The following is a 24,525-nucleotide window of genomic DNA, read 5'->3' as shown; positions in this document are numbered from 1 at the left end:
TTGGGATAAGTTAATTTGAAAACAGTGCTATGTCTTCAGCATTTATATAGATTTAACAAATAGATTTGCAGAAGTACAAAGCACTTTGCGGTTGGGTGTAGTTAAGCACGCTACAACCGAGTACCGATGAACTTAAAATAAGTATTGTTAAGGAGGGAAGAAAAGTGCCAAGAAAAGGACATATAGCTAAAAGAGATGTATTACCAGATCCAATGTACAACAGTAAGGTTGTAACTAAATTTATAAACAGTATAATGGAAGATGGTAAAAAGGGAGTAGCTCAAAAAGTATGTTACTCTGCTTTTGAAATAATTCGTGAGAAAACAAACAAGGAACCAATGGAAGTATTTGAAGAGGCTATGAACAATGTAATGCCATTACTTGAAGTAAAAGCAAGAAGAATAGGTGGTGCTACATACCAGGTTCCAATGGAAGTTAGACCAGAAAGAAGACAGACTTTAGGAATCAGATGGATGCTTGCCGCAGCTAGAAAAAGAGGCGAGAAGTACATGAGAGAAAGACTTGCAAATGAATTAATGGATGCAGCTAACAACACTGGTGCAGCTGTTAAGAAAAGAGAAGATACTCATAAAATGGCTGAGGCTAATAAGGCTTTTGCACATTATAGATATTAATACTCAAAACTGTTTTGGTGTTTCACCAAAACAGTTTTGTCGAATTTAAAGTTGTGAAATTTATACTTTAAGGAGGAAGAGTAAGTGGGAAGACAATATCCATTAGATAAATTCCGTAATATCGGAATAATGGCACACATTGATGCAGGAAAAACTACAACTACTGAGCGTATACTTTTCTATACAGGAAAGACTCATAAAATAGGAGAAGTTCACGAAGGTCAGGCTACAATGGACTGGATGGTTCAAGAGCAAGAAAGAGGTATAACAATAACATCAGCAGCAACTTTCTGTCAATGGAAGGGCCATGCGATAAACATAATAGATACACCAGGACACGTGGATTTTACAGTAGAAGTTGAAAGATCATTAAGAGTTCTAGATGGTGCGGTTACTGTACTAGATGCTAAGAGTGGGGTTGAGCCTCAAACAGAAACAGTATGGAGACAGGCGGACAATTATAGAGTTCCAAGAATGGTTTATATTAATAAAATGGACTCAACAGGTGCAGACTTCTATATGTGTGTAAACACATTAAGAGATAGATTACACTGTAATGCAACTCCTATTCAAATTCCGATAGGAGCAGAAGACCAATTTAAAGGAATCATAGACCTTGTAAAAAATGAAGCTATAATATATGAAGATGATTTAGGAACAGTTATGGATTCAGTTGAAATTCCAGCTGAATTAAAAGATAAAGCTGAAGAGTATAGGAATGCTTTACTTGAAGCTGTAGCTGAGCAAGATGAAGAATTAATGATGAAATATCTTGATGGCGAAGAGTTAACTGAAGAAGAAATAAATATGGCACTTAGAAAAGGTGTTATAGCTAATGAAATAGTACCAGTTGTATGTGGTTCATCATACAAAAATAAAGGAGTACAGCCAATGGTTGATGCTGTAGTTGCTTACATGCCATCACCTATTGACATTCCAGCAATTCAGGGTACTAATCCAGATACTGGTGCAGAAGATGAAAGACCAGCAGATGATAACGCTCCAATGTCTGCGTTAGCATTTAAAATTGCTACAGACCCATTCGTAGGAAGATTAGCATTTACAAGAGTTTATTCTGGAATAATGAAGAGTGGTACTTATGTATATAACTCAACTAAAGGTAAAAAAGAAAGAATAGGAAGACTTGTTAAAATGCATGCAAATCACAGAGAAGAAGTTGAAGAACTTCGTGCAGGTGATTTAGGAGCTGTAGTTGGATTAAAAGAAACTACTACAGGTAACACTCTGTGTGATGAATCAAGTCCAATTATACTTGAAAGCATGGAATTCCCAGATCCAGTTATAGACGTTGCTATAGAGCCAAAGACTAAAGCTGGTCAAGAAAAGATGGGTATCGCTTTAGCTAAACTTGCTGAAGAAGATCCAACATTTAAAACATTTACTAATCAAGAAACTGGTCAGACAATTATTTCTGGTATGGGTGAGCTTCATCTTGAAATAATCGTTGACAGACTTCAAAGAGAATTTAAAGTTGAATGTAACGTTGGTAAGCCACAAGTTGCATACAAAGAAACTATCAGAAAAGCTGTTAAAGCTGAAGGTAAGTTTGTTAGACAGTCTGGCGGACGTGGTCAATATGGTCACTGTTGGATAGAAATGATACCAACAGAAGAAGAGTATTCATTTGAAAATGCTATCGTTGGAGGAGCTATTCCAAAAGAATATGTATCACCAATCGATAACGGAATTCAAGAGGCTTCAGATACTGGTGTAGTTGCTGGTTATCCAGTTATCAACTTTAAAGTTAGACTTGTTGATGGATCATACCATGATGTTGACTCATCAGAAATGGCGTTTAAGATCGCAGGATCTATGGCATTCAAAAATGCTATGTCTAAAGCAGACCCAGCATTACTTGAGCCAATGATGAAGGTTGAAGTTATAGTGCCAGAAGAGTACATGGGAGATGTAATGGGAGACATTAACTCAAGAAGAGGAAGAATTGAGGGTATGGACCCAAGAGCAGGAGCACAAGTAATAAGAGCTTTTGTACCACTTTCAGAAATGTTTGGCTATGCAACAACTCTAAGATCAAGAACTCAAGGTAGAGGTGTTTACTCAATGGTATTTGATCATTATGAAGAAGTGCCAAAGAGCATACAAGAACAAATTACAGGAAAGAAAAATGCTTAATTATAAATAAATTACGTAATTTTAAGGAGGAATAAAAATGTCAAAAGCTAAATTTGAAAGAACAAAACCACACGTAAACATAGGAACAATAGGTCACGTAGACCACGGTAAGACAACATTAACAGCAGCAATAACAACAGTATTATCAAAAAAGGATTTGCAGAAGCATTTGATTATGCGTCAATAGATAAAGCACCAGAAGAAAGAGAAAGAGGAATCACAATCAACACTGCACACGTTGAGTATCAAACAGATAACAGACACTATGCACACGTTGACTGTCCAGGACACGCTGACTATGTAAAGAACATGATTACAGGAGCAGCACAAATGGATGGAGCAATACTAGTTGTAAGTGCAGCAGATGGTCCAATGCCACAAACAAGAGAACACATACTACTAGCATCAAGAGTAGGAGTTAACTACATAGTAGTATTCCTAAATAAAGCAGATATGGTAGACGATCCAGAATTATTAGAATTAGTAGAAATGGAAGTAAGAGAGTTATTAAACGAGTATGACTTCCCAGGAGATGATACTCCAATAGTAACAGGATCAGCATTAAAAGCATTAGAAAATCCAACAGATGAAGCAGCAACAAAATGCATAATGGAATTAATGGATGCAGTAGATAGCTACATTCCAACTCCAGAAAGAGCAACTGACAAACCATTCTTAATGCCAGTAGAAGACGTATTTACAATCACAGGAAGAGGAACAGTTGCAACAGGAAGAGTTGAAAGCGGAATATTAAAAGTTGGAGACGAAATCGAAATCGTAGGATTAAAAGAAGAAAAGGGCAAGAGTGTATGTACAGGAGTAGAAATGTTCAGAAAGCTTCTTGACCAAGCGATGGCAGGAGATAACATCGGAGCATTATTAAGAGGTGTTCAAAGAACAGATATCGAAAGAGGTCAGGTATTATCAAAACCAGGTTCAGTACACCCACACAAGAAATTCGTAGGTCAAGTATACGTACTTAAGAAAGAAGAAGGCGGAAGACACACTCCATTCTTCGATGGATACAGACCACAATTCTACTTCAGAACAACAGACGTTACAGGAAGCATCAAATTACCAGATGGAATGGAAATGGTAATGCCAGGAGACCACATCGACATGAACGTTGAATTAATCACTCAAGTAGCAATGGATGAAGGATTAAGATTTGCTATAAGAGAAGGCGGAAGAACAGTAGGTTCAGGAGTTGTTTCTAAGATAGTTGAGTAATTATTAAAAATTAAAGGCCTTTAGTTATAAAAAGGAAAGAGGACGCTCTTTCCTTTTTTAATAAAATTAATTAATATTAAAAATTATACTTGTCAAACAAAATATTATATTGTATAATTAAGAAGTTGTAATGTGATAACAGTGATGAGGCAAGAGGTTGCCGGGCTTCCGGGTAATTCTTGACTGAGTATGCCGAGGTCTTGAACCAGGCGACGGTGGTTCTGTGTTTGGTGTCGTTATTTAAAAAAATATGCAACACCCGGAACAGTTTACAGAACGCATCCGCTGTTGTACGTAAGAAGTAAAGCGTGCATGAAAAGGAGGGAAAAACAATGGCAAAACAAAAAATAAGAATCAGATTGAAAGCGTTTGATCACAATATATTGGATCAATCAGCTGAAAAAATTGTAGAAACTGCAAAATCAACAGGAGCAAAGGTGGCTGGACCAGTTCCACTACCAACTGAAAAAGATATTATAACAGTCTTAAGAGCTCCACACAAATATAAGGATTCAAGAGAGCAGTTCGAAATAAGAACTCATAAGAGACTTATAGATATAATAAGTCCATCACCAAAAACTGTTGATGCTCTAATGAGATTAGATTTACCAGCAGGTGTAGATATTGAAATAAAACTATAATTGTAATAGATAACTATTACTGACTATTATGATCGCATAGCGATCCGCTAATATGTTGAGGAGGTGTAGATAATGAAAAAGGCTATACTAGGTAAAAAACTTGGTATGACTCAAATATTCGGAGAAGATGGAAAGATAATTCCAGTTACAGTTATTGAAGCTGGTCCATGTGTAGTTGTTCAAAAGAAAACTGCAGAAAAAGATGGCTACGAAGCTATACAGGTAGGATTTGCTGATATAAGAGAAAAACTTGTTAACAAACCAGTTAAAGGACATTTTGCAAAAGCAGGTGTTGCTTTGAAAAGATTTGTAAAAGAGTTGAGATTAGAAGATATAAGTGCATATGAGGTTGGTCAAGAAATAAAGGCTGACGTATTTGCGGCTGGAGAAAGAGTAGACATATCTGGAATATCAAAAGGTAAGGGATTCCAAGGTACAATTAAAAGATGGAATGGACACAGAGGTCCAATGACTCACGGTTCAAAATTCCATAGATCAGTTGGTTCAATGGGAGGATCATCAGATCCATCAAGAACATTCAAAAACAAGAAAATGCCAGGACACATGGGCAATGAAAATACAACAGTATTAAATCTACAAGTTGCAAAGGTTATGCCTGAAAAAAATATTATATTAATAAAAGGCGGAGTACCAGGACCTAATAAGGGCTTTGTAGTAATAAGAAATACAGTTAAAGCTTAAGTTTAGGTAGAAAGGAGGATGCAGAATGCCTACAGTAGGATTATTTAATAAAGAAGGTCAAAAAGTTGGAGATGTTCAACTATCAGAAAGCGTATTTGCTGTTGAAGTTAACCAATACGCATTACATCAAGTAGTGGTTGCATTACTTGCTAACAAAAGACAAGGAACTCAATCAGCTAAAACTAGAGCTGAGGTTTCTGGGGGTGGAATAAAGCCTTGGAGACAAAAAGGAACTGGTAGAGCTAGACAGGGTTCAATAAGAGCACCACAATGGATTCATGGTGGTATGGTTTTCGCAGTAAAGCCAAGAGACTACAGAGTTTCTGTACCAAAGTCAATGAGAAGAGTGGCTATGAAGTCAGCTCTTACTAGCAAAGTTAATGATAATGAAATGATAGTTTTAGAAAGTCTTGAATTAGATGCTCCAAAAACTAAAGAAATAGTAAAAATGCTAAGCGCATTAGAAGCTAAGAAAACATTAATAGTTACTGCTGATTCAAATGAAAATATATATAAGTCAGCAAGAAACATTGAGGGAGTAGCAGTACTTCCGGTTAACAATTTAAACGTATATGATTTATTAAAGTACGAAAAGCTTGTTATAACTAAGGATGCTGTATCAAAGATTGAGGAGGTGTATGCATAATGAAGTTAACTAATTATGATATCATTAGAAGACCAGTTATAACTGAAAAAAGCATGGCTTCTATGGGAGATAAAAAATATACCTTCATAGTTGATATACACGCTAACAAATCTATGATAAAAAGAGCAGTTGAAGATGTATTCGGAGTAAAAGTTGAAGATGTTAAGACTGCAAGATACTTAGGAAAAACTAAAAGAGTAGGCGTACATGTTGGAAAAAGAGCAGATTACAAAAAGGCTATTATAACTTTAGCAGCAGACAGCAAAGCTATAGAGTTCTTTGAAGGAATGTAATCTAGCAAAGCAGTTATTGGTTGAATACCAGATAAGCTAAAAGAAGGAGGGAATACCGAATGGCAGTTAAAAGTTTTAACCCTACCACACCTTCAAGAAGACAGATGACTATGAGCACTTTTGAAGAAATAACTACAAATGTGCCTGAGAAATCACTTCTTGTCTCAAAGAAAAGAACTGGTGGTAGAAATGCACAAGGTAAGATAACAGTTCGTCACATAGGTGGCGGTGCTAAACAAAAATATAGATTAATAGATTTCAAAAGAAATAAAGATGGAATACCAGCAAAGGTAGCTACAGTAGAATATGATCCAAACAGATCAGCTTATATAGCACTTGTAGTTTACAATGATGGTGAAAAGAGATACATAATAGCTCCAGTTGGATTAAAAGTTGGAGATGTTGTAGTATCAGGGGCAGATTCAGACATAAAAGTTGGTAACTGTCTTCCTATGAAGAATATACCTGTAGGTACAGTAGTTCATAATATAGAATTACAAGCAGGTAAAGGAGGTCAGCTTGTAAGATCAGCTGGTAGTTCAGCTCAGCTTATGGCTAAAGAAGGCGATTATGCTACATTAAGACTTCCAAGTGGTGAAATGAGATACGTAAGAATCGAATGTAGAGCAACTATAGGAACAGTTTCAAACTTAACACATGAAATTGTCAATATAGGTAAAGCTGGAAGAAAGAGACACATGGGCGTTAGACCAACAGTAAGAGGTTCTGTAATGAATCCTTGCGATCACCCTCACGGTGGTGGAGAAGGTAGATCACCAATCGGACACGCAAGTCCAATGACTCCATGGGGTAAACCAGCTCTTGGATATAAAACAAGAAAACATAAGAAATATTCAGATAGATTTATTATTAAGAGAAGAAACACTAAATAGTATGAAGAGAATAATATATTCTCTTCACTAACTATTAATCAGATCGTATGAAGGGAGGCCAATCAAGTGAGTAGATCAGTTAAAAAAGGACCTTTTGTTCATGAAGGACTTTTAAATAAAATAAATGAAATGAATAAAAATGGCGAAAAGAAAGTTATAAAGACTTGGTCAAGAAGTTCAACAATATTTCCACAAATGATAGGTCATACAATAGCAGTACATGACGGAAGAAAGCATGTTCCTGTATATATATCAGAAGATATGGTAGGACACAAATTAGGAGAATTTGTTCTTACTAGAACATACAAAGGTCACGTTAAAAATGAAAGATCATCTGGTTCTAGATAGTCCAGAAAGGAGGTAACATAGAATGGAAGCTAAGGCTATAGCAAAATATGTAAGAATGTCCTCAAGAAAAATAGGTATCGTTCTTGATTTAGTAAGAGGAAAAAATGTAAATGAAGCTTTTGCTATATTACAATATACTCCAAAGGATGCAGCTGAGGTGGTTAATAAGGTTTTAAAATCAGCTGTAGCAAATGCAGAAAATAATTTAAACTTAGACAAAAGCAATCTTTATGTTGCAGAAGCATATGCTTGTGCAGGCCCAACATTAAAGAGATTCAGACCACATGCGCAAGGTAGAGCGTTTAGAATAAAGAAAAGAACTAGCCACGTAACTGTAATAGTTAGAGAAAGAGCATAAGAAGGAGGGAAACTGATGGGACAGAAAGTACATCCACACGGCCTAAGAGTTGGCGTAATTAAAGATTGGGATGCTAAATGGTTTGCAGATAATAGAAATTTTGCAGATAACCTAGTTGAAGATAATAAGGTTAGAGAATTTGTAAAAGCTAAAACTGCTGCAGCTGGAGTTTCAAGAATTCAAATTGAAAGAGCAGCTAAAAGAGTTAAATTAAATATATATACTGCTAAGCCTGGTATGGTAATAGGCAAAGGCGGCCAAGGAATAGATGCTTTAAAGGCAGAAATTCAAAAAATAGTTGGAGATAAAAATATTTTAATAAACATAGTTGAAGTAAAATCAGCAGAAGCTGATGCTCAACTTATGGCTGAAAGCATAGCTCAACAATTAGAAAAGAGAATTTCATTCAGAAGAGCGATGAAGCAGACAATTCAAAGAGCAATGAAGCATGGTATTAAGGGAGTTAAGACAGCTTGCGCAGGAAGACTTGGCGGTGCTGAAATAGCTAGAACTGAAGCATATCATGAAGGAACTATTCCACTACAAACATTAAGAGCTGATATAGATTATGGATTTGCGGAAGCAGATACAACATACGGAAAGATCGGTGTAAAGGTTTGGGTTTACAAAGGGGAAGTTCTTCCAACTAAGAAAGTAGTTGAAAAAAAGGAAGAAGCTAACGCATAAGGAAGGAGGAATATGACATGTTAATGCCTAAAAGAGTTAAACATCGTAAGGTACAGCGTGGTAGAATGAAGGGTAAAGCTACAAGAGGTAATTTTATAGCATACGGAGATTTCGCTATACAGGCTACTGAATGTGGATGGATCACAAGTAACCAAATAGAATCTGCCAGAATAGCTATCAATAGATACATTAAAAGAGGAGGAAAACTTTGGATAAAGATTTTCCCAGATAAGCCAGTAACTGAAAAGCCAGCTGAAACACGTATGGGTTCCGGTAAAGGATCACCAGAATACTGGGTATCAGTTATTAAGCCAGGTAGAATTTTATTTGAGTTATCAGGAGTTAACGAAACAGTTGCAAGAGAGGCTATGAGACTTGCGTCACACAAGCTACCTGTAAAGACTAAGTTCGTAACTAGAAGAGATTTTGAAGAAATGGGTGGTGAAATCAATGAAGGCTAATGAATTAAAAGAATTAAGACAAAGTGGCCCTCAGGATTTACAAGCTAAATTAAATGATCTTAAGGGAGAGTTATTTAACTTAAGATTTCAATTAGCTACAGGTCAGTTGGAAAACCCAATGAGAATAAGAGAAGTAAAAAAATCTATAGCCCAAATTAAAACCATCCTTAGAGAAGAAGAACTAAGGGCGTTTGAACAGTAGGCTGAAAGGAGGTTTGTCCTGTGGAGAGAGGAAATAGAAAGACAAGAATAGGAAGAGTCGTTTCTGATAAAATGGATAAAACAATTGTAGTTGCTGTAGAGACTAAGGTTCGTCACCCATTATATGGAAAGACAGTTAACAGAACTACTAAATTTAAGGCTCATGATGAAAATAATGATGCAAAAGCTAATGATAGAGTTTTAATAATGGAAACAAGACCATTGTCAAAAGATAAGAGATGGAGACTTGTTGAAATAGTTGAAAAGGCTAAATAGTCTATAAAGCTGAAAGGAGGGTATTTTCAATGATTCAGCAACAGACATTACTAAAAGTTGCAGATAATTCCGGTGCTAAGGAAATTATGTGTATAAGAGTATTAGGTGGTTCCAAGAGAAAATATGGAAACATTGGTGATATAATAGTTGCTAGCGTTAAAAGTGCAACACCAGGCGGTGTTGTTAAAAAAGGTGATGTTATAAAGGCCGTTATAGTTAGATCAGTAAAAGGATTAAGAAGAGCAGACGGTTCATATATAAGATTCGATGAAAATGCTGCTGTTATAATAAAGGATGACAAACAACCAAGAGGAACTCGTATCTTCGGACCAGTAGCAAGAGAGCTAAGAGATAAGGATTTTACAAAAATATTATCATTAGCGCCTGAAGTTCTATAAGATAAGGAGGTGTCTAGAGATGGCAATAAACAAAATACATGTTAGAAAAAAAGACACAGTTATGGTTATATCCGGAAAAGATAAGGGTAAAGTAGGCGAAGTTCTTGCAGTAATGCCAAAGACAGGAAAAGTTGTTGTTAAAGGTATTAACGTAGTAACAAAACATCAAAAACCAAACAAAGCTAATATGCAGGGCGGAATAATTCATAAAGAAGCTCCTATATACAGCTCAAAAGTGATGTTATATTGCGATAAATGCAAATCAGTAACAAGAATAAGCCATAAAGTTTTAGAAGATGGAACTAAAGTAAGAGTTTGTAAAAAGTGCGGAGAAACATTCTAATCTTTGAAAGGAGGGCTACAAATGAGTTTAAGATTACAAGAAAAGTACGAAAAAGAAGTTGTTCCTGCTTTAATGGAAAAGTTTGAATATAATAATATAATGCAAGTGCCAAAGCTTGAAAAAATAGTTATAAACATGGGTGTTGGAGAAGCTAAAGACAATGCAAAAGTGTTAGAATCAGCAGTTAGCGATTTAACAATAATTACAGGACAAAAACCAGTTTTAACTAGAGCTAAGAAGTCTATAGCTAACTTTAAAATAAGAGAAAACATGCCAATAGGCTGTAAAGTTACATTAAGAAAGCAAAACATGTATGAATTTGCTGATAAATTAATGAACATTGCTTTACCAAGAGTTAGAGACTTTTCAGGAGTTTCAGATAAATCATTTGATGGAAGAGGAAACTACTCATTAGGAATAAAAGAGCAATTAATATTCCCTGAAATAGAATATGATAAGATAGACAAAGTTAGAGGTATGGATATAATCTTCGTTACAACTGCACAAACAGACGAAGAAGCAAGAGAATTGTTAAGATTCCTTGGAATGCCATTTGCTCAAAAATAAGGAGGGAAAAACGTGGCACGTAAAGCTTTAATAGAAAAGTGGAAGAAAGAACCAAAATATTCAACTAGAGCTTATACAAGATGCAGAATATGTGGAAGACCACACTCTGTATTAAAGAAATATGGAATATGCCGTATTTGTTTTAGAGAGCTTGCATACAAAGGTGAAATACCTGGATGTAGAAAAGCAAGTTGGTAATACTTAGTTATTGATGAAAGGAGGCACAATAAATGGTAATGACTGATCCTATAGCAGACTTACTTACTCGTATAAGAAATGCAAATATAGTTAGACATGAAATAGTGGAAGTACCTTCTTCAAATATAAAGAAGGCTGTCCTAAATATAATGCTTCAAGAAGGATATATAAAAGATGTAGAGGAATACACTGATGGTTCCGTTAACATGATAAGATTATCAATGAAGTATGGTCAAAACAAGGAAAGAGTTATAACTGGTTTAAAGAGAATATCAAAACCAGGATTAAGAGTTTACTGCAGAAAAGAAGAAATTCCTAAAGTATTAAATGGTTTAGGAGTTGCTATACTATCAACTTCAAAGGGAATTGTAACAGATAAAGAAGCTACAAAACTTGGAGTAGGCGGAGAAGTTCTTTGCTACATTTGGTAGTTTAAATATAGATATATAACTTAAAAAAGAAGACATAGCAATTAATGTTTTATATAAACAACATAGAATGCATAGCAGAAATGTTTATTGCGATTTAGAAATAAAATATGGCATCAACAGATATGCCCTGTTGATGATTTGAAAGAAATAGAGGACGCGTGATAAATAATATTTATTACGGGCTTATAAGGAATACAGGAGGTGTAATCATGTCAAGAATAGGAAAGCTTCCAATAGCTATACCAAGTGGCGTAACTGTTACCGTAACACCAGACAACGTTGTTACAGTAAAAGGACCAAAAGGTCAACTTGAAAGAGCTATGAGCAATGAAGTAAACATAGTTGTTGAAAACAGTTCTGTAACTGTTTCAAGAGACAACGATTTAAAGAACGTAAGAGCTCTTCATGGATTAACAAGAGCATTAATAAATAACATGATTATCGGAGTAACTGAAGGATTTGCAAAAACTTTAGATCTAGTTGGTGTAGGTTACAGAGCTCAGTTACAAGGTAAGAAATTAGTTATGAATCTTGGATATTCTCATCCAGTTGAAATAGAACCAGTTGAAGGTGTAACATTTGAAACACCTGCTGCTACAAAAGTTATAGTTAGAGGTATAGACAAAGAAAAAGTAGGAGCTGTTGCGGCAGACGTAAGAGCTTGGAGAAAACCTGAACCTTACAAAGGAAAAGGAATCAAATATGATAACGAAGTGATAAGACGTAAGGAAGGTAAGACTGGTAAGAAATAGTAGAAAGGAGTGAAACTTATGTTTAACAAAGAAGACAGAAAAAAAGCTAGAGTAAGACGTCATCTAAGAGTTCGTAAAAAGATTTTTGGAACAACTGAGAGACCAAGACTTTCAGTATATAGAAGTGAAAAGAACATATATGCACAAATTATAGATGATATAAACGGAGTAACTTTAGTTTCTGCTTCAAGTTTAGATAAAGATTTTAACGGTATCGGAAGCAATAAAGAAGCAGCAAAAGCAGTTGGCGAATTAATAGCTAAAAAAGCTATTGAAAAAGGAATAAAAGAAGTAGTTTTCGATAGAGGCGGATTTGTATATCACGGAAGAGTACAGAATCTTGCAGAAGGTGCAAGAGAGGCTGGTTTACAATTCTAAAAAAGGAGGGAAATAAATGAGAATAGATCCTAGCACTTTAAATCTAAAAGAAAAAGTTGTATTTATAAATAGAGTTGCTAAGGTTGTTAAAGGTGGTAGAAACTTCAGATTTAGTGCTCTTGTAGTTGTTGGAGATGAAAACGGCCACGTTGGAGTAGGAACTGGAAAGTCTATAGAAATACCTGAAGCAATCAGAAAAGCAATAGAAGATGCAAAGAAAAACTTAGTTGAAGTTCCAATAGTTGGTACTACAGTACCACATGATATAGTTGGAGAATTTGGTACTGGAAGAGTGCTTATAATGACAGCTTCAGAAGGTACAGGAGTTATAGCAGGAGGTCCTGCTAGAGCAGTACTTGAACTTGCAGGATTAAAGGACGTTAGAGCAAAATCATTAGGTTCTAACAATCCAAGAAATATGGTTAACGCTACTATCAATGGTTTATCAAGCTTAAGAACAGCTGAGCATATTGCTAAGCTTAGAGGTAAAACCGTTGAAGAGATTTTAGGTTAGGAGGGAACGAACCTTGGCTAAACTAAAAATAACTTTAAACAGAAGTTTAATTGGAAGAAGAAAAGACCAAATTGCAACAGTAAATGCACTTGGACTTAAGAAGATTGGAAAAACTGTAGAGCATGAGGATACTCCTCAAATAAGAGGCATGGTAAATAAAGTTAGCTATCTTTTAAAGGTAGAAGAGATATAGTACAGAGGAGGTGTAAATAGAATGAAACTTCATGAGTTAAGACCAGCTGAAGGCGCAAGAAAAGCACCAAAAAGAGTTGGAAGAGGTACTGGATCTGGATTAGGAAGAAATGCCGGTAAAGGTGAAAAAGGCCAAAAAGCTAGAAGTGGTGGTGGAGTAAGACTAGGATTCGAAGGAGGTCAGATGCCACTATACAGAAGGCTTCCTAAGAGAGGTTTTACAAATATATTTGCTAAAGAATATGCTGAAATAAATGTTGAAAGACTAAACATATTTGAAGATGGTACTGAAATTACACCTGAACTATTACTTGAAAAAGGTATAGTAAAGAAAGCTAAGAATGGAGTAAAGATACTTGGCAATGGTGAATTACAGAAGAAATTAACTGTTAAGGCAGCAAAATTCACAAAGGCTGCAGCTGAGAAAATTGAAGCAGCTGGAGGAAAAGTTGAGGTGATATAGGTGCTATCAACTTTACGTAATGCCTGGAAAGTTCCTGAATTAAGAAAAAAGATATTATTTACATTATTTATGGTAGCAATTTTCAGGATGGGAAATACAATTCCTGTTCCTGGAATTGACACGGCAAAACTTGCTAGTTTAACAAAAAGCGGATCATTATTTGGCTTTTATGATTTAATATCTGGTGGTGCATTTAGTCAGTTCAGTATTTTTGCTATGGGAGTAGTTCCGTTCATTAACTCTTCTATAATTATGCAGTTATTAACAATTGCAGTTCCAAGATTGGAACAGCTTTCAAAAGAAGGCGAAGATGGAAGAAAAAAGATACAGCAGTACACAAGATATGCTGCAGTACCTTTAGGACTAATTCAAGCATTTACCTCATATGCAATAATAACTAGAGCTGGTGCACTTCAAGATCCGTCAAATAAGTTAAATATATTCTTGATAATACTTACGTTAACTACAGCATCAACCTTTTTAATGTGGTTTGGTGATAAGATAACTGAAAAAGGAGTTGGAAATGGTATATCACTATTAATATTTGTGAATATCATATCAAGATTTCCAACAACTTTATACCAAATTATAGGACTCCAAAAAGCAGAGACAGTCAATTTTATTGAACTTGTAGTATTTGCTGCAGCATCCTTAGCCTTATTTATAGGAGTTGTAATAATGAGTCTGTCAGAAAGAAGAATTCCTGTTCAATATGCAGGTAAAACAGCTGGTGGCAAGGTATATAAGGGTCAATCAACCCATATTCCTATCAATGTAAACGGATCAGCAGTTATCGGAATAATTTTTGCAATATCAGTTATGAGTTTTCCGAAAACAATAGGTCAGTTTTGGCCAAATTCAGCTTTTTATCAGTTTATTACTGGGAGTAAGTTTAGCTTGGTTAAAGAAGGTAGTTGGCAGTATGCAGTAACTTATTTTGCATTGACAATTTTCTTCACTTGGTTCTATACTGAAGTTACTTTCAAGCCAGATGAAATGGCTGAGAATATGCATAAATCTTCAGGATTTGTACCAGGAATAAGACCAGGCGAACCAACAGCTAGCTATATAGGAAAAGTTCTTGCTAAAATTTCCATAATTGGTGGAGCTTTTGCAGGGATAATAGCGATAACTCCTATTATTGCAGAATCATATTCTAACTTTAAAGGAATATCTTTTGGCGGTACTGGTTTACTAATTATGGTAGGAGTTGCACTTGATACTTTAAGGCAGCTAGAGTCTCAATTGGTAATGCGTCATTATCAAGGATTCTTAAAATAAAAAGTATTTGGAGATGATTCGGTTGAAGATTATTTTACTAGGTCCTCCGGGAGCTGGAAAAGGAACACAGGCTAAATTAATTACTGAAAAATATTCTATACCGCATATATCAACAGGAGATATTTTCAGAAAAAATATTTCAGAAAAAACTCCTCTTGGAATAGAAGCTAAGAGGTATATGGATAACGGACAGTTAGTACCGGATGAAGTTACTATAGGTATAGTTAATGATAGATTAAGTATGAATGATTGTGAAAATGGCTTTTTATTAGATGGCTTTCCAAGAACAGTGAAACAGGCTGAGGCATTAGATTCGTTTTTGAACAGCAATGATCAAAAAATCGATACAGCTTTACTGATTGACGTTCCTAAGGAATTTATTTTGGAGCGAATGACAGGCAGAAGAGTTTGCTCTGCATGCGGCGCAAGTTATCACATAAAATTCAATACGCCTAAGGTTGAAAATAAATGTGATGTTTGTGGTGGCCCTTTAGTACAAAGAAAAGATGATACTGAGGAAACTGTCAAAGAAAGATTAGATGTCTATGACAGACAGACTCAACCTCTAATTCAGTACTATAAGGAGAAAAATATACTCGCAAAAGTAGATGGAACAGAAGAAATAGGTATGGTATTTGAAAAAATTTGTGATGTTCTAGGAGCGGTTGCTAAATGATAATAATTAAAACCGATATAGAAATTGAGTATATGAGGCAGGCAGGTAAAGTTGTTGCCAATACCCTGTTGAAGCTTGAAGAGGCAATAAGACCTGGAATAACTACTGCAGAATTGGATATAATTGCAGAAGAGTATATTTTAAAACAAGGTGCAAAGCCGTCTTTTAAAGGTTACTGTGGATTTCCAGGTTCAATATGTGCTTCTGTTAATAATGAGGTAGTTCATGGTATTCCAGCAAAAAATGTAGTTTTGCAAGAAGGCGATATTATTAGCGTTGATTGCGGGGCTATATTAAATGGATATCAAGGAGATGCAGCGAGAACTTTTTCTGTTGGAAACACTTCAGAAGAAGCATTAAAGTTAATTGAAGTAACTAAACAAAGTTTTTTCAAAGGTATTGAAAAAGCTATTGTTGGTAACAAGTTAACAGATATATCAGCTGCAATTCAGGAATACGTTGAAAGCTTTGGCTATTCTATAGTTAGGGATTATGTAGGTCATGGCATAGGAAAAGAAATGCATGAGGATCCTGAAGTACCTAACTACGGCAGACCAGGAAGAGGTCCTACATTAAAAAAAGGTATGGTTTTAGCTATAGAACCTATGGTTAATATAGGTAAGTATCATGTAGAAGTAGAATCAAATGACTGGACTGTTGTTACAGTAGATAAGAGTTTATCAGCACATTATGAAAATACTGTTGCTATCTTAGATAACGGCCCTGAAATACTGACCATAGTTTAACAGAGGTGAATATATTGTTAAATAATAGCTGTTTGGGAAAAATAGTTTATTCTAAAGCAGGAAGAGATCAAGGCAAGGTTTTCGTAGTAGTAAGCATACTAAATGATGAGTATGTTTATGTTTGTGATGGCAGCCTAAGGCCTGTAGAAAAACCTAAGAGGAAAAAAATAAAACACTTAGAGTTTACTAATATAATTGCTGAAGAAATAGGGAGCTTATTAATGTCAGACGAAAAAGTTACTAATGCAATTATAAAAAGAATTTTGCAGTCCTATGACAATGATAAGGAGGTTCGATTGCCTTATGTCAAAAGATGATGTTATAGAAATGCAGGGTACTGTGCTTGAAGCATTACCTAATGCAATGTTTGAGGTAGAATTGGAAAGCGGACATAAGATACTAGCACACATATCAGGTAAATTAAGAATGAATTTTATAAGAATTTTACCAGGTGATAAAGTTACAGTAGAACTTTCTCCTTACGATTTAACTCGTGGAAGAATAACCTGGAGAGCAAAGTAATTAAGGAGGGTTAGCTATGAAAGTAAGACCATCAGTTAAGCCTATTTGTGAGAAATGTAAAATTATAAAAAGAAAAGGAAGAGTAATGGTTATCTGTGAAAATCCTAAACATAAGCAAAAACAAGGCTAATATATACTATATTTTATAATAGATTATATTAATTTAAGTTAATAATGTTTTAGGATGCGGCTGATGATAGAATAAGATTCTTATTCTATTAACCTAAAACTTTATATAAAAACAAAACTAAATTGAAAAATAAGCGTATTATATGCTTACCAATTAGATATTTAGGAGGTGTAAATATTAATGGCAAGAATATCAGGTATAGACTTACCAAAGGAAAAAAGAGTTGAAATAGGTTTAACTTATATATATGGCATAGGACTACCAACTTCTCAAAAAATTCTTAGCGAAACTGGAGTTAACCCAGATACTAGAGTTAAGAATCTAACTGAAGAAGAAGTTAATGCTTTAAGAGATTATATAAATAAGAACGTTAAAGTTGAAGGTGACCTAAGAAGAGAAATTGCTCTTAACATAAAGAGATTAGTAGAAATCGGCTGTTACAGAGGAATAAGACACAGAAGAGGCCTTCCAGTAAGAGGACAAAAAACTAAGACTAATGCTAGAACAAGAAAAGGCCCTAAAAAGATGATAGGTGCTAAGAAGAAGAAGTAATTAATAGTTAAGGAGGGAAAACGATGGCAGCTGGATCAAAAGTTAAAAAGACAAGAAGAAAAAAAGAAAGAAAAAATGTTGAGCATGGCTGTGCGCATATAAAATCAACTTTTAACAATTCCATAGTTACAATTACTGATGCAGTAGGAAACACTTTATCATGGGCTAGTGCAGGCGGATTAGGCTTCAGAGGTTCAAGAAAGAGTACTCCATTTGCTGCGCAAATGGCTGCAGAAACATCTGCAAAAGCAGCTATGGAACATGGTTTAAAGAGTATTGAAGTTTATGTAAAGGGACCAGGAGCTGGTAGGGAAGCTGCAATAAGATCATTACAAGCTGCTGGATTAGAAGTTACATTAATAAAAGATGTTACTCCAATACCACATAACGGATGTAGACCACCAAAAAGAAGAAGAGTCTAGGCATAGGAGGTGTAGAAATAATGGCAAGATATACTGGACCTGCATGTAGAATATGCAGAAGAGAAGGTTTAAAGCTATTCCTAAAAGGGGATAGATGTTATACAGATAAGTGTGCATTCTCAAGAAGAGGATATGCACCAGGACAACACGGACAGGGTAGAAAGAAATTATCTAACTACGGCTTACAATTAAGAGAGAAACAAAAAGCTAAAAAGATGTACGGCTTATTAGAAGGTCAATTCAGAGCTACATACGAAAGAGCTGAAAGAATGAGAGGTATATCAGGTGAAAACTTGTTAAAACTTCTTGAATTAAGACTTGACAATGTAGTTTACAGACTAGGATTTGGCGGATCAAGAAGTGAGTCTAGACAATTAGTAACTCACGGACACTTCTTAGTTAATGGTAAAAAAGTAGACATTGCTTCATACAGATTATCAGCTGGAGATGTTATAGCTGTTCGTGAAAAGAGCAGAGCATCAGAAAAGTTTAAGGTATTTGCTGAAAATCCAAAGACTGTACCAGCTTGGTTAGAGGGAAGTACTGCAGATTTCCAAGGAAGAGTTCTTAGAGAGCCAACTAGAGAAGATATAGATATTCCTGTTAACGAAACATTAATAGTAGAGTTATATAGTAAGTAATTAATATAGAATCAGTTGCCCTCAAAATACATTTTAATATAAATAGAAGGAGGGTTATATTCATGTTAGAGATAGAAAAGCCTAAAATAGAGTGTGTTGAAGTTAGTGAAGATGGTGCCTATGGTAAGTTTGTGGTAGAACCACTAGAAAGAGGATATGGTACTACTCTTGGTAATGCATTAAGAAGAATTCTCCTTTCTTCATTACCAGGAGTGGCTGCCAACCACATTAAAATAGAGGGAGTTCTCCATGAGTTTTCGACTGTCCGTGGCGTTAAAGAAGATGTTAGCGAATTAATTCTGAACATTAAGGGGTTAGCATTAAAAATGAATGGAGATGGTCCTAAGACTGTCTACATAGATGCACAAGGGCCAGGAGAAGTTACAGCAGGAGACATTAGAACTGATGGAGATGTTGAAATAATCAACAAAGATTTACATATAGCTACCCTTGATGAAGATGGAAAGCTTTATATGGAAATCATGATTAATAGAGGAAGAGGTTATGTCTCTCAAACTAAGAATAAAGCAGAAGAGATGCCTATAGGTACTATTCCTGTAGATTCAATATATACTCCAATCAAAAGAGTTAACTTTGTTGTAGAAAATACAAGAGTTGGTCAGATAACTGATTATGATAAGTTATCTCTTGAAGTTTGGACTAATGGTACTATAATGCCTGATGAAGCTATTAGTTTATCTGCTAAGATTCTAATAGAGCATTTTAAGTTATTTATGACTTTAACTGACCATGCCAACAATGTTGAAATAATGGTTGAAAAGGAAGAAGACAAAAAGGAAAAAGTTCTTGAAATGACAATAGAAGAACTTGATCTTTCTGTTAGAAGTTATAATTGCTTAAAAAGAGCAGGTATTAATACAGTACAGGAACTAACCGAGAGAACCATGGATGACATGATGAAGGTTAGAAACCTAGGTAAAAAATCTTTAGAAGAGGTTGAACAAAAACTTCTTGCTTTAGGATTATCATTAAAACAGAGTGAAGAATAATATAGTAGTTCTGATATAGTCATACTTGAAGAAGAGTAAAGGTAAGGAGGTATAGGAGATGGCAGGATATCGTAAATTAGGTCGTCCAACTGACCAAAGAAAAGCAATGCTAAGAAACCTTGTTACTAGTTTCTTAAAGCATGGTAAAATTGAAACAACAGAAACTAGAGCGAAGGAAACTAGAAGTCTAGCTGAGAAAATGATAACTCTTGCTAAAAGAGGAGATCTTCATGCTAGAAGACAAGTACTTTCTTTTGTAACTGAAGAGGAAGTAGTAAGAAACTTATTTGACAATGTAGCTCCTAAATATGCTGAGAGAAACGGCGGATATACAAGAATGTATAAAGTAGGACCAAGAAGAGGCGATGGAGCTGAAGTTGTTATACTAGAGTTAGTATAATAATTACTATAAAATTAAGGGGATTAAGTAGGCTAGCTTAGTCCCCATTTTGCTATAATATATTATTTTATTGCTGCAAAAATAGCGGGGTGTTTCTTATGGAAGAAAAGATGGTACAGTGTCAAAACGTTGTTTTTAAATATGAGAGTAATAATAAGGATGATATAAAATTAGCTATAAATGATGTTACCTTAGAGGTGAAAAAAGGTGAGTTTCTTGTTATTTTAGGAAGAAATGGATCTGGAAAATCAACTATAGCAAAACATATGAATGCCTTATTGATTCCAAGTGAAGGAAAGGTGTATGTTAGTAAGCTAGATACATCTATAGAAAAAAATATTTGGGATATAAGAAACAAGGCAGGTATGGTATTTCAAAATCCTGATAATCAAATTGTTGCGACTATTGTAGAAGAGGATGTAGCGTTCGGGCCAGAGAACTTAGGTATTGAATCTTCTGAAATTAGGAGAAGAGTAGATGACTGTTTAAAAAAGGTTAATATGTATGAGTACAGGAAACATGCACCCCATTTGCTATCAGGAGGTCAAAAGCAAAGAGTAGCTATAGCTGGAGTATTAGCCATGATGCCTGAATGCATAATATTTGATGAATCCACTGCTATGCTTGATCCTTCAGGAAGAAGAGAAGTAATAAAAACTATAAAAGAAATAAATAATAAGTACGGGATAACTGTAGTACTTATTACACATTATATGGAAGAAGCCGTGGAAGCTAACCGAATCATAGTTATGGATGAAGGTAAGGTTATGATGGAAGGCACTCCAAAAGATATCTTTAGTAAGGTTAATAAAATGAAAACTATAGGACTTGATGTACCCCAAATGACAGAATTATCCTATGAATTGAAAAATAGTGGATTAAATATTAGAGAAGATATATTAACTATAGATGAGATGGTGGATGAATTATGTCGATTAAAATAGAAAACTTAACTCATATATACATGAAGGGTTCTCCTTTCGAAAAAAAGGCACTTGATAATGTTAATATTACTATAAATAGCGGGGAATTTCTTGCACTGATTGGTCATACTGGCTCAGGAAAATCCACGCTTATTCAACATATTAATGGCCTGCTAAAGCCAGATTTAGGTAGTATAATAATAGACGATATTGACATTACAAAAAAAAAGGTTAATCTAAATTTTATAAGAAAAAAAGTGGGGCTTGTGTTTCAGTATCCAGAATATCAGTTATTTGAAGAAACTATAGAAAAAGACATTGCTTTTGGCCCTAAGAATCTAGGATTAAGTGATGATGATATAAATAAAAGAGTTAAAAGAGCAATGAATATGGTAGGTCTAGACTATGAAAAGTATAAGGATAAGTCTCCATTCGAGCTAAGTGGAGGACAAAAAGAAGAGTAGCGATAGCAGGCGTGGTAGCAATGGAACCTAAAATTCTAATATTAGATGAACCAACAGCCGGTCTTGATCCAAAAGGAAGAGATGAGATTTTAGGTAAGATAAAAGACCTACACTTAGAATATAACATGACTATAGTACTTGTTTCACATAGCATGGAGGATGTAGCAAAGCTTGCTGATAGAATATTAGTAATGAATAAGGGAAAATGTATACTTGATGGTAAGCCATCTGAAGTATTTAAGGAAATAGATACCCTAGAAAGTGTTGGGCTTGCAGTTCCACAAGTAACGTATCTTGTTAAAAGACTTAAATCAAAAGGATTTGATATATCTGATAGCATATTTACAGTTGAACAAGCTAAAAAAGAAATACTAAGAATACTAAATAAACGTTAGGGGAGCTAATAAATGATTAAAGATATTACAATAGGACAGTATATACCTGGCGAGTCTTTTGTGCATAAATTAGATCCAAGAGTTAAAATATTGATATCTTTAATATACATAGTGGATTTATTTATAGTAAGCAATTTTAAGGGTTATATATTTATAACAATTTTTACTTTGTTTTCTATAATTATCTCTAAAGTTCAATTCAGGTATATATATAAAGGACTTAAACCTATACTTGTATTAGCTATTATAACTGCTTTGCTTAACATGTTAATGACAGGGGGAACCAATCCACCATTATTTCAGTGGAGATTTATAACCATTTATAGAGAAGGATTGATTTTAGCTGTATTTATGGTTTTAAGACTTGTGTTTCTAATAATTGGTACATCGTTACTTACTCTAACAACTTCTCCAATAGAATTGACAGATGGGATAGAGAAGCTTTTAAATCCTTTAAAGAAGATAGGTATACCTGCACATGAACTTGCTATGATGATGACTATTGCATTAAGATTCATTCCAACTTTAATGGATGAAACAGATAAAATTATGAAAGCACAAATGGCTAGAGGAGCTGATTTTGAATCAGGCAATTTAATGCAAAGAGCTAAGAGTTTGATTCCTATATTAGTTCCGTTGTTTATAAGCTCTTTTAGACGTGCCGATGAATTGGCTATGGCAATGGAATCAAGATGCTATAGAGGTGGCGAAGGAAGAACTAGAATGAAACAGTTAAGATTAACTAACAAAGACTTGATTGCATCATTCTTTACAGTAGCATTGGTGTCACTTTCTATATGGAGCAGGATGTGGCATTGATGAGAAATATAAAGTTAATTGTAGAATATGATGGTACTAATTATGCAGGTTGGCAAAGACAAAATAATGCAATTGCAATACAACAAAGAGTAGAAGAATCAATAGAAATTGTTACAGGGGCTTTTTCCGAAGTTATAGGGTCCAGCAGAACAGATGCTGGAGTACACGCAAGAGGCTTTGTGTGTAACTTTCATACAGAAAGTAAGATACCTTCATCAAATTTTAAAAAGGCTTTAAATAGTTTTTTACCAGCAGATATCGTTATAATCGATTCTAAAGAGGTAGATGAGGAATTTCATTCTAGATTTGATAGTTCGGGGAAAAGATACGTATATACTGTTGTAACTGGCGCTGAGAGACCTGCTATAGGTAGAAATTATGTATATTGCTTTCATAGAAGCTTAGACATGGAAAAGATGAAAGAAGCGTCAAGATATTTTTTAGGAACTCATGATTTTTCGGCTTTTAAGAAAACCGGAAGTTCAGTAAAAACATCCGTAAGAACTATAAAAGAATTACAAATAGTTAAGGAAGAAAAAACTATAAAGTTTAGTATAGTTGGTGACGGTTTTTTATATAACATGGTTAGAATAATTGTCGGAACTCTTTTAGAAGTTGGAGTAGGCAAATTTAGTCCAGAGCATATAGTAGATATAATAAAGTCTAAGGATAGGTCTAAAGCTGGTAAATCGGTATCAGCAAGTGGATTATGTTTAGAAGAAGTATATTATTAACAATTTATACTGGACATAGTATTTAGCTAATAAATTACAATAATGCTTTAGCGAAATTTATTGACACGCCAGGCAGATTGTATTATAATATAAATGTTTGTATCAAAAGTATAAAAGATCCACTAGCCCCGGGTCTTTATATAGAAGAACGTATTTTATGTATAAGAATTCAGGGAGGGAAAAAGATGAAATCATACATAGCTAAACCACAAGAAGTTGAAAGAAAATGGTATGTTGTTGATGCTGCTGGAAAACCACTAGGAAGAGTAGCAAGCCAAGTAGCTACAATATTAAGAGGAAAGCATAAGCCAACATTTACACCAAATGTTGATACTGGAGATTTTGTTATAATAATAAATGCTGAGAAGGTAGTTTTAACAGGAAAGAAATTAGATCAAAAAATGTTAAGACATCACTCATTATATCCAGGTGGATTAAAAGAAACTCCATATAGAGAAGCTATACAAAAGAAGCCTGAGTTTGTATTCCAAGAAGCAGTAAGAAGAATGCTTCCAAATGGAGTATTAGGAAGACAAATGCTTAAGAAACTTAAAGTATACAGAGGTGCTGAGCATAATCATGAAGCTCAAAAACCAGAAGTATTAGAATTAAGATATTAATTGGAAGCTGGAAGGAGGAGAAAAAATGGCTAAAGTTCAATATTTTGGAACAGGAAGAAGAAAGAAATCAATAGCAAGAGTAAGACTTGTACCTGGTGAAGGTAAAGTAATAATAAATAAAAGAGATGCAGAAACTTACTTCGGATTAGAAACTTTGAGAGTTATAGTTAATCAACCTTTAGTTTTAACTGCAACTAAAGAAAAATTCGATGTATTAGTAAATGTACACGGTGGTGGTTTCACAGGTCAGGCTGGAGCTATCAGACACGGAATATCAAGAGCTTTATTAAAAGCTGATGAGAATTTAAGACCAGAGCTTAAAAAGCTGGTTTCTTAACAAGAGACCCAAGAATGAAGGAAAGAAAGAAATACGGTCTTAAAAAAGCAAGAAGAGCTCCACAGTTCTCAAAGAGATAATCAAAGAGAGGA

The 24,525-nt window shown here is 34.6% G+C and carries 38 protein-coding genes and 3 pseudogenes; all 41 read left to right on the top strand.

The annotated features are described in order from the left end of the window. The first annotated feature begins 164 nt into the window (after positions 1-164). The 41 genes and pseudogenes from rpsG to rpsI all read left to right on the top strand — a co-directional run bounded on the left by rpsG (position 165) and on the right by rpsI (position 24,513). Entirely contained in the window at positions 165-635 is a 471-nt protein-coding gene (gene rpsG, locus RCG18_RS06085; protein WP_211144080.1) for a 30S ribosomal protein S7, read from the top strand. A gap of 84 nt (positions 636-719) precedes the next feature. Beyond that, positions 720-2,789 carry an elongation factor G gene (gene fusA, locus RCG18_RS06080; protein WP_308040486.1) on the top strand — a complete coding sequence of 690 codons (2,070 nt, stop codon included), beginning with the start codon at positions 720-722 and terminating at the stop codon, positions 2,787-2,789. Between the two features lie 37 nt (positions 2,790-2,826). Further along, a pseudogene (gene tuf, locus RCG18_RS06075) lies at positions 2,827-4,019 on the top strand (elongation factor Tu). 332 nt (positions 4,020-4,351) lie between these two features. After that, the gene (gene rpsJ / locus RCG18_RS06070; RefSeq protein ID WP_308040485.1) at positions 4,352-4,660 is read left to right on the top strand and encodes a 30S ribosomal protein S10; all 309 of its coding nucleotides are present in this window, start codon (positions 4,352-4,354) and stop codon (positions 4,658-4,660) included. Positions 4,661-4,732: 72 nt separating this feature from the next. Continuing rightward, positions 4,733-5,362 carry a 50S ribosomal protein L3 gene (rplC, locus tag RCG18_RS06065; RefSeq protein WP_308040484.1) on the top strand — a complete coding sequence of 210 codons (630 nt, stop codon included), beginning with the start codon at positions 4,733-4,735 and terminating at the stop codon, positions 5,360-5,362. Positions 5,363-5,387: 25 nt separating this feature from the next. Then, positions 5,388-6,008, top strand: a complete 621-nt coding sequence (gene rplD, locus RCG18_RS06060; RefSeq protein ID WP_308040483.1) for a 50S ribosomal protein L4 — start codon at positions 5,388-5,390, stop codon at positions 6,006-6,008. Further along, a complete protein-coding gene (gene rplW, locus RCG18_RS06055) occupies positions 6,008-6,301 on the top strand; it encodes a 50S ribosomal protein L23 (protein ID WP_211143641.1) in 294 nt (97 codons plus the stop codon). The genes rplD and rplW overlap by 1 nt, the downstream gene beginning before the upstream one ends. A 59-nt stretch (positions 6,302-6,360) precedes the next feature. Next, a complete protein-coding gene (gene rplB, locus RCG18_RS06050; RefSeq protein ID WP_308040482.1) occupies positions 6,361-7,194 on the top strand; it encodes a 50S ribosomal protein L2 in 834 nt (277 codons plus the stop codon). Between the two features lie 66 nt (positions 7,195-7,260). Continuing rightward, positions 7,261-7,542 (top strand): 30S ribosomal protein S19, encoded by a 282-nt coding sequence (gene rpsS, locus RCG18_RS06045; RefSeq protein WP_308040481.1) that lies wholly within the window; start codon positions 7,261-7,263, stop codon positions 7,540-7,542. A gap of 22 nt (positions 7,543-7,564) precedes the next feature. Further along, positions 7,565-7,900, top strand: coding sequence for a 50S ribosomal protein L22 (rplV, locus tag RCG18_RS06040; RefSeq protein WP_308040480.1), 336 nt, complete (start codon positions 7,565-7,567; stop codon positions 7,898-7,900). 15 nt (positions 7,901-7,915) lie between these two features. Beyond that, entirely contained in the window at positions 7,916-8,587 is a 672-nt protein-coding gene (rpsC, locus tag RCG18_RS06035; RefSeq protein WP_308040479.1) for a 30S ribosomal protein S3, read from the top strand. 17 nt (positions 8,588-8,604) lie between these two features. Next, positions 8,605-9,048 carry a 50S ribosomal protein L16 gene (rplP, locus tag RCG18_RS06030; protein ID WP_211143639.1) on the top strand — a complete coding sequence of 148 codons (444 nt, stop codon included), beginning with the start codon at positions 8,605-8,607 and terminating at the stop codon, positions 9,046-9,048. Further along, positions 9,038-9,250, top strand: coding sequence for a 50S ribosomal protein L29 (gene rpmC, locus RCG18_RS06025; protein WP_211143638.1), 213 nt, complete (start codon positions 9,038-9,040; stop codon positions 9,248-9,250). The genes rplP and rpmC overlap by 11 nt, the downstream gene beginning before the upstream one ends. A gap of 20 nt (positions 9,251-9,270) precedes the next feature. Then, complete coding sequence (rpsQ, locus tag RCG18_RS06020) at positions 9,271-9,525, top strand: 30S ribosomal protein S17 (RefSeq protein WP_308040478.1); 255 nt, start codon at positions 9,271-9,273, stop codon at positions 9,523-9,525. 29 nt (positions 9,526-9,554) lie between these two features. Continuing rightward, entirely contained in the window at positions 9,555-9,923 is a 369-nt protein-coding gene (rplN, locus tag RCG18_RS06015; protein WP_211143636.1) for a 50S ribosomal protein L14, read from the top strand. A gap of 25 nt (positions 9,924-9,948) precedes the next feature. Next, positions 9,949-10,266 carry a 50S ribosomal protein L24 gene (rplX, locus tag RCG18_RS06010; protein WP_308041968.1) on the top strand — a complete coding sequence of 106 codons (318 nt, stop codon included), beginning with the start codon at positions 9,949-9,951 and terminating at the stop codon, positions 10,264-10,266. Between the two features lie 21 nt (positions 10,267-10,287). After that, the gene (gene rplE, locus RCG18_RS06005; RefSeq protein ID WP_308040477.1) at positions 10,288-10,833 is read left to right on the top strand and encodes a 50S ribosomal protein L5; all 546 of its coding nucleotides are present in this window, start codon (positions 10,288-10,290) and stop codon (positions 10,831-10,833) included. A 12-nt stretch (positions 10,834-10,845) separates the two neighbouring features. Beyond that, complete coding sequence (locus RCG18_RS06000) at positions 10,846-11,031, top strand: type Z 30S ribosomal protein S14 (RefSeq protein WP_123054717.1); 186 nt, start codon at positions 10,846-10,848, stop codon at positions 11,029-11,031. Positions 11,032-11,063: 32 nt separating this feature from the next. Continuing rightward, a complete protein-coding gene (gene rpsH, locus RCG18_RS05995; protein WP_308040476.1) occupies positions 11,064-11,462 on the top strand; it encodes a 30S ribosomal protein S8 in 399 nt (132 codons plus the stop codon). 209 nt (positions 11,463-11,671) lie between these two features. After that, positions 11,672-12,214, top strand: a complete 543-nt coding sequence (gene rplF, locus RCG18_RS05990; RefSeq protein ID WP_308040475.1) for a 50S ribosomal protein L6 — start codon at positions 11,672-11,674, stop codon at positions 12,212-12,214. Between the two features lie 18 nt (positions 12,215-12,232). After that, entirely contained in the window at positions 12,233-12,592 is a 360-nt protein-coding gene (rplR, locus tag RCG18_RS05985; protein WP_211143632.1) for a 50S ribosomal protein L18, read from the top strand. 16 nt (positions 12,593-12,608) lie between these two features. Further along, a complete protein-coding gene (rpsE, locus tag RCG18_RS05980) occupies positions 12,609-13,106 on the top strand; it encodes a 30S ribosomal protein S5 (protein ID WP_178906750.1) in 498 nt (165 codons plus the stop codon). Between the two features lie 13 nt (positions 13,107-13,119). Next, positions 13,120-13,299, top strand: a complete 180-nt coding sequence (gene rpmD, locus RCG18_RS05975; RefSeq protein WP_178906751.1) for a 50S ribosomal protein L30 — start codon at positions 13,120-13,122, stop codon at positions 13,297-13,299. A 21-nt stretch (positions 13,300-13,320) separates the two neighbouring features. Beyond that, a complete protein-coding gene (gene rplO / locus RCG18_RS05970; RefSeq protein WP_308040474.1) occupies positions 13,321-13,761 on the top strand; it encodes a 50S ribosomal protein L15 in 441 nt (146 codons plus the stop codon). Further along, a complete protein-coding gene (gene secY / locus RCG18_RS05965; protein ID WP_308040473.1) occupies positions 13,762-15,042 on the top strand; it encodes a preprotein translocase subunit SecY in 1,281 nt (426 codons plus the stop codon). Between the two features lie 22 nt (positions 15,043-15,064). Beyond that, positions 15,065-15,718: an adenylate kinase gene (locus RCG18_RS05960; protein ID WP_308040472.1), complete on the top strand. Its 654-nt coding sequence runs from the start codon at positions 15,065-15,067 to the stop codon at positions 15,716-15,718. Beyond that, the gene (gene map, locus RCG18_RS05955) at positions 15,715-16,464 is read left to right on the top strand and encodes a type I methionyl aminopeptidase (RefSeq protein ID WP_308040471.1); all 750 of its coding nucleotides are present in this window, start codon (positions 15,715-15,717) and stop codon (positions 16,462-16,464) included. Before RCG18_RS05960 ends, map begins: the two co-directional genes overlap by 4 nt. Positions 16,465-16,496: 32 nt before the next feature. After that, the gene (locus RCG18_RS05950) at positions 16,497-16,781 is read left to right on the top strand and encodes a KOW domain-containing RNA-binding protein (RefSeq protein ID WP_308040470.1); all 285 of its coding nucleotides are present in this window, start codon (positions 16,497-16,499) and stop codon (positions 16,779-16,781) included. Continuing rightward, a complete protein-coding gene (gene infA, locus RCG18_RS05945; protein WP_011988826.1) occupies positions 16,768-16,986 on the top strand; it encodes a translation initiation factor IF-1 in 219 nt (72 codons plus the stop codon). The genes RCG18_RS05950 and infA overlap by 14 nt, the downstream gene beginning before the upstream one ends. A gap of 16 nt (positions 16,987-17,002) precedes the next feature. Further along, the gene (gene rpmJ / locus RCG18_RS05940; RefSeq protein WP_025434559.1) at positions 17,003-17,116 is read left to right on the top strand and encodes a 50S ribosomal protein L36; all 114 of its coding nucleotides are present in this window, start codon (positions 17,003-17,005) and stop codon (positions 17,114-17,116) included. 180 nt (positions 17,117-17,296) lie between these two features. Then, the gene (rpsM, locus tag RCG18_RS05935; protein ID WP_211143625.1) at positions 17,297-17,668 is read left to right on the top strand and encodes a 30S ribosomal protein S13; all 372 of its coding nucleotides are present in this window, start codon (positions 17,297-17,299) and stop codon (positions 17,666-17,668) included. Positions 17,669-17,691: 23 nt separating this feature from the next. Beyond that, positions 17,692-18,090, top strand: a complete 399-nt coding sequence (gene rpsK, locus RCG18_RS05930) for a 30S ribosomal protein S11 (protein WP_178906758.1) — start codon at positions 17,692-17,694, stop codon at positions 18,088-18,090. A 20-nt stretch (positions 18,091-18,110) separates the two neighbouring features. Then, positions 18,111-18,731, top strand: coding sequence for a 30S ribosomal protein S4 (gene rpsD / locus RCG18_RS05925; protein ID WP_308040469.1), 621 nt, complete (start codon positions 18,111-18,113; stop codon positions 18,729-18,731). A gap of 62 nt (positions 18,732-18,793) precedes the next feature. After that, positions 18,794-19,741: a DNA-directed RNA polymerase subunit alpha gene (locus RCG18_RS05920; protein WP_211143623.1), complete on the top strand. Its 948-nt coding sequence runs from the start codon at positions 18,794-18,796 to the stop codon at positions 19,739-19,741. A gap of 58 nt (positions 19,742-19,799) precedes the next feature. Further along, positions 19,800-20,141: a 50S ribosomal protein L17 gene (rplQ, locus tag RCG18_RS05915; RefSeq protein WP_211143622.1), complete on the top strand. Its 342-nt coding sequence runs from the start codon at positions 19,800-19,802 to the stop codon at positions 20,139-20,141. 98 nt (positions 20,142-20,239) lie between these two features. Then, on the top strand, positions 20,240-21,085 hold the full coding sequence (locus tag RCG18_RS05910) for an energy-coupling factor transporter ATPase (RefSeq protein ID WP_308040468.1): 846 nt from the start codon (positions 20,240-20,242) through the stop codon (positions 21,083-21,085). Continuing rightward, positions 21,070-21,923: pseudogene (locus RCG18_RS05905) on the top strand (energy-coupling factor transporter ATPase). Before RCG18_RS05910 ends, RCG18_RS05905 begins: the two are co-directional and overlap by 16 nt. A gap of 12 nt (positions 21,924-21,935) precedes the next feature. Further along, positions 21,936-22,742 (top strand): energy-coupling factor transporter transmembrane component T, encoded by an 807-nt coding sequence (locus RCG18_RS05900; protein ID WP_308040467.1) that lies wholly within the window; start codon positions 21,936-21,938, stop codon positions 22,740-22,742. Further along, on the top strand, positions 22,742-23,476 hold the full coding sequence (gene truA / locus RCG18_RS05895; RefSeq protein ID WP_308040466.1) for a tRNA pseudouridine(38-40) synthase TruA: 735 nt from the start codon (positions 22,742-22,744) through the stop codon (positions 23,474-23,476). Before RCG18_RS05900 ends, truA begins: the two co-directional genes overlap by 1 nt. 185 nt (positions 23,477-23,661) lie before the next feature. Further along, a complete protein-coding gene (gene rplM, locus RCG18_RS05890; RefSeq protein ID WP_308040465.1) occupies positions 23,662-24,096 on the top strand; it encodes a 50S ribosomal protein L13 in 435 nt (144 codons plus the stop codon). Positions 24,097-24,121: 25 nt separating this feature from the next. Further along, positions 24,122-24,513 (top strand): annotated as a pseudogene (gene rpsI, locus RCG18_RS05885) (30S ribosomal protein S9). Positions 24,514-24,525 lie beyond the last annotated feature (12 nt).

Source organism: Clostridium sp. OS1-26, assembly GCF_030915445.1.
Taxonomy (GTDB): Bacteria; Bacillota; Clostridia; order Clostridiales; family Clostridiaceae; genus Clostridium_AM.
Note: the sequence above shows the minus strand (reverse complement) of the source record. Positions and strands in the feature narration are given on the sequence as shown.

What these genes read in the sequence shown, in the direction of transcription:
- rpsC (WP_308040479.1), top strand. Translation starts at nt 7,916, where the DNA reads ATGGGACAGAAAGTACATCCACACGGCCTAAGAGTTGGCGTAATTAAA.
- rplP (WP_211143639.1), top strand. Translation starts at nt 8,605, where the DNA reads ATGTTAATGCCTAAAAGAGTTAAACATCGTAAGGTACAGCGTGGTAGA.
- map (WP_308040471.1), top strand. Translation starts at nt 15,715, where the DNA reads ATGATAATAATTAAAACCGATATAGAAATTGAGTATATGAGGCAGGCA.
- rpmC (WP_211143638.1), top strand. Translation starts at nt 9,038, where the DNA reads ATGAAGGCTAATGAATTAAAAGAATTAAGACAAAGTGGCCCTCAGGAT.
- rplF (WP_308040475.1), top strand. Translation starts at nt 11,672, where the DNA reads ATGTCAAGAATAGGAAAGCTTCCAATAGCTATACCAAGTGGCGTAACT.
- rpsE (WP_178906750.1), top strand. Translation starts at nt 12,609, where the DNA reads ATGAGAATAGATCCTAGCACTTTAAATCTAAAAGAAAAAGTTGTATTT.
- infA (WP_011988826.1), top strand. Translation starts at nt 16,768, where the DNA reads ATGTCAAAAGATGATGTTATAGAAATGCAGGGTACTGTGCTTGAAGCA.
- rpmJ (WP_025434559.1), top strand. Translation starts at nt 17,003, where the DNA reads ATGAAAGTAAGACCATCAGTTAAGCCTATTTGTGAGAAATGTAAAATT.
- rplR (WP_211143632.1), top strand. Translation starts at nt 12,233, where the DNA reads ATGTTTAACAAAGAAGACAGAAAAAAAGCTAGAGTAAGACGTCATCTA.
- rpsH (WP_308040476.1), top strand. Translation starts at nt 11,064, where the DNA reads ATGGTAATGACTGATCCTATAGCAGACTTACTTACTCGTATAAGAAAT.
- rplB (WP_308040482.1), top strand. Translation starts at nt 6,361, where the DNA reads ATGGCAGTTAAAAGTTTTAACCCTACCACACCTTCAAGAAGACAGATG.
- rplV (WP_308040480.1), top strand. Translation starts at nt 7,565, where the DNA reads ATGGAAGCTAAGGCTATAGCAAAATATGTAAGAATGTCCTCAAGAAAA.
- rpsM (WP_211143625.1), top strand. Translation starts at nt 17,297, where the DNA reads ATGGCAAGAATATCAGGTATAGACTTACCAAAGGAAAAAAGAGTTGAA.
- rplD (WP_308040483.1), top strand. Translation starts at nt 5,388, where the DNA reads ATGCCTACAGTAGGATTATTTAATAAAGAAGGTCAAAAAGTTGGAGAT.
- rplM (WP_308040465.1), top strand. Translation starts at nt 23,662, where the DNA reads ATGAAATCATACATAGCTAAACCACAAGAAGTTGAAAGAAAATGGTAT.
- rplN (WP_211143636.1), top strand. Translation starts at nt 9,555, where the DNA reads ATGATTCAGCAACAGACATTACTAAAAGTTGCAGATAATTCCGGTGCT.
- rplE (WP_308040477.1), top strand. Translation starts at nt 10,288, where the DNA reads ATGAGTTTAAGATTACAAGAAAAGTACGAAAAAGAAGTTGTTCCTGCT.
- RCG18_RS05910 (WP_308040468.1), top strand. Translation starts at nt 20,240, where the DNA reads ATGGAAGAAAAGATGGTACAGTGTCAAAACGTTGTTTTTAAATATGAG.
- RCG18_RS05900 (WP_308040467.1), top strand. Translation starts at nt 21,936, where the DNA reads ATGATTAAAGATATTACAATAGGACAGTATATACCTGGCGAGTCTTTT.
- RCG18_RS05920 (WP_211143623.1), top strand. Translation starts at nt 18,794, where the DNA reads ATGTTAGAGATAGAAAAGCCTAAAATAGAGTGTGTTGAAGTTAGTGAA.
- rpsD (WP_308040469.1), top strand. Translation starts at nt 18,111, where the DNA reads ATGGCAAGATATACTGGACCTGCATGTAGAATATGCAGAAGAGAAGGT.
- rplW (WP_211143641.1), top strand. Translation starts at nt 6,008, where the DNA reads ATGAAGTTAACTAATTATGATATCATTAGAAGACCAGTTATAACTGAA.
- rpsJ (WP_308040485.1), top strand. Translation starts at nt 4,352, where the DNA reads ATGGCAAAACAAAAAATAAGAATCAGATTGAAAGCGTTTGATCACAAT.
- truA (WP_308040466.1), top strand. Translation starts at nt 22,742, where the DNA reads ATGAGAAATATAAAGTTAATTGTAGAATATGATGGTACTAATTATGCA.
- rplO (WP_308040474.1), top strand. Translation starts at nt 13,321, where the DNA reads ATGAAACTTCATGAGTTAAGACCAGCTGAAGGCGCAAGAAAAGCACCA.
- rplC (WP_308040484.1), top strand. Translation starts at nt 4,733, where the DNA reads ATGAAAAAGGCTATACTAGGTAAAAAACTTGGTATGACTCAAATATTC.
- rplQ (WP_211143622.1), top strand. Translation starts at nt 19,800, where the DNA reads ATGGCAGGATATCGTAAATTAGGTCGTCCAACTGACCAAAGAAAAGCA.
- rpsK (WP_178906758.1), top strand. Translation starts at nt 17,692, where the DNA reads ATGGCAGCTGGATCAAAAGTTAAAAAGACAAGAAGAAAAAAAGAAAGA.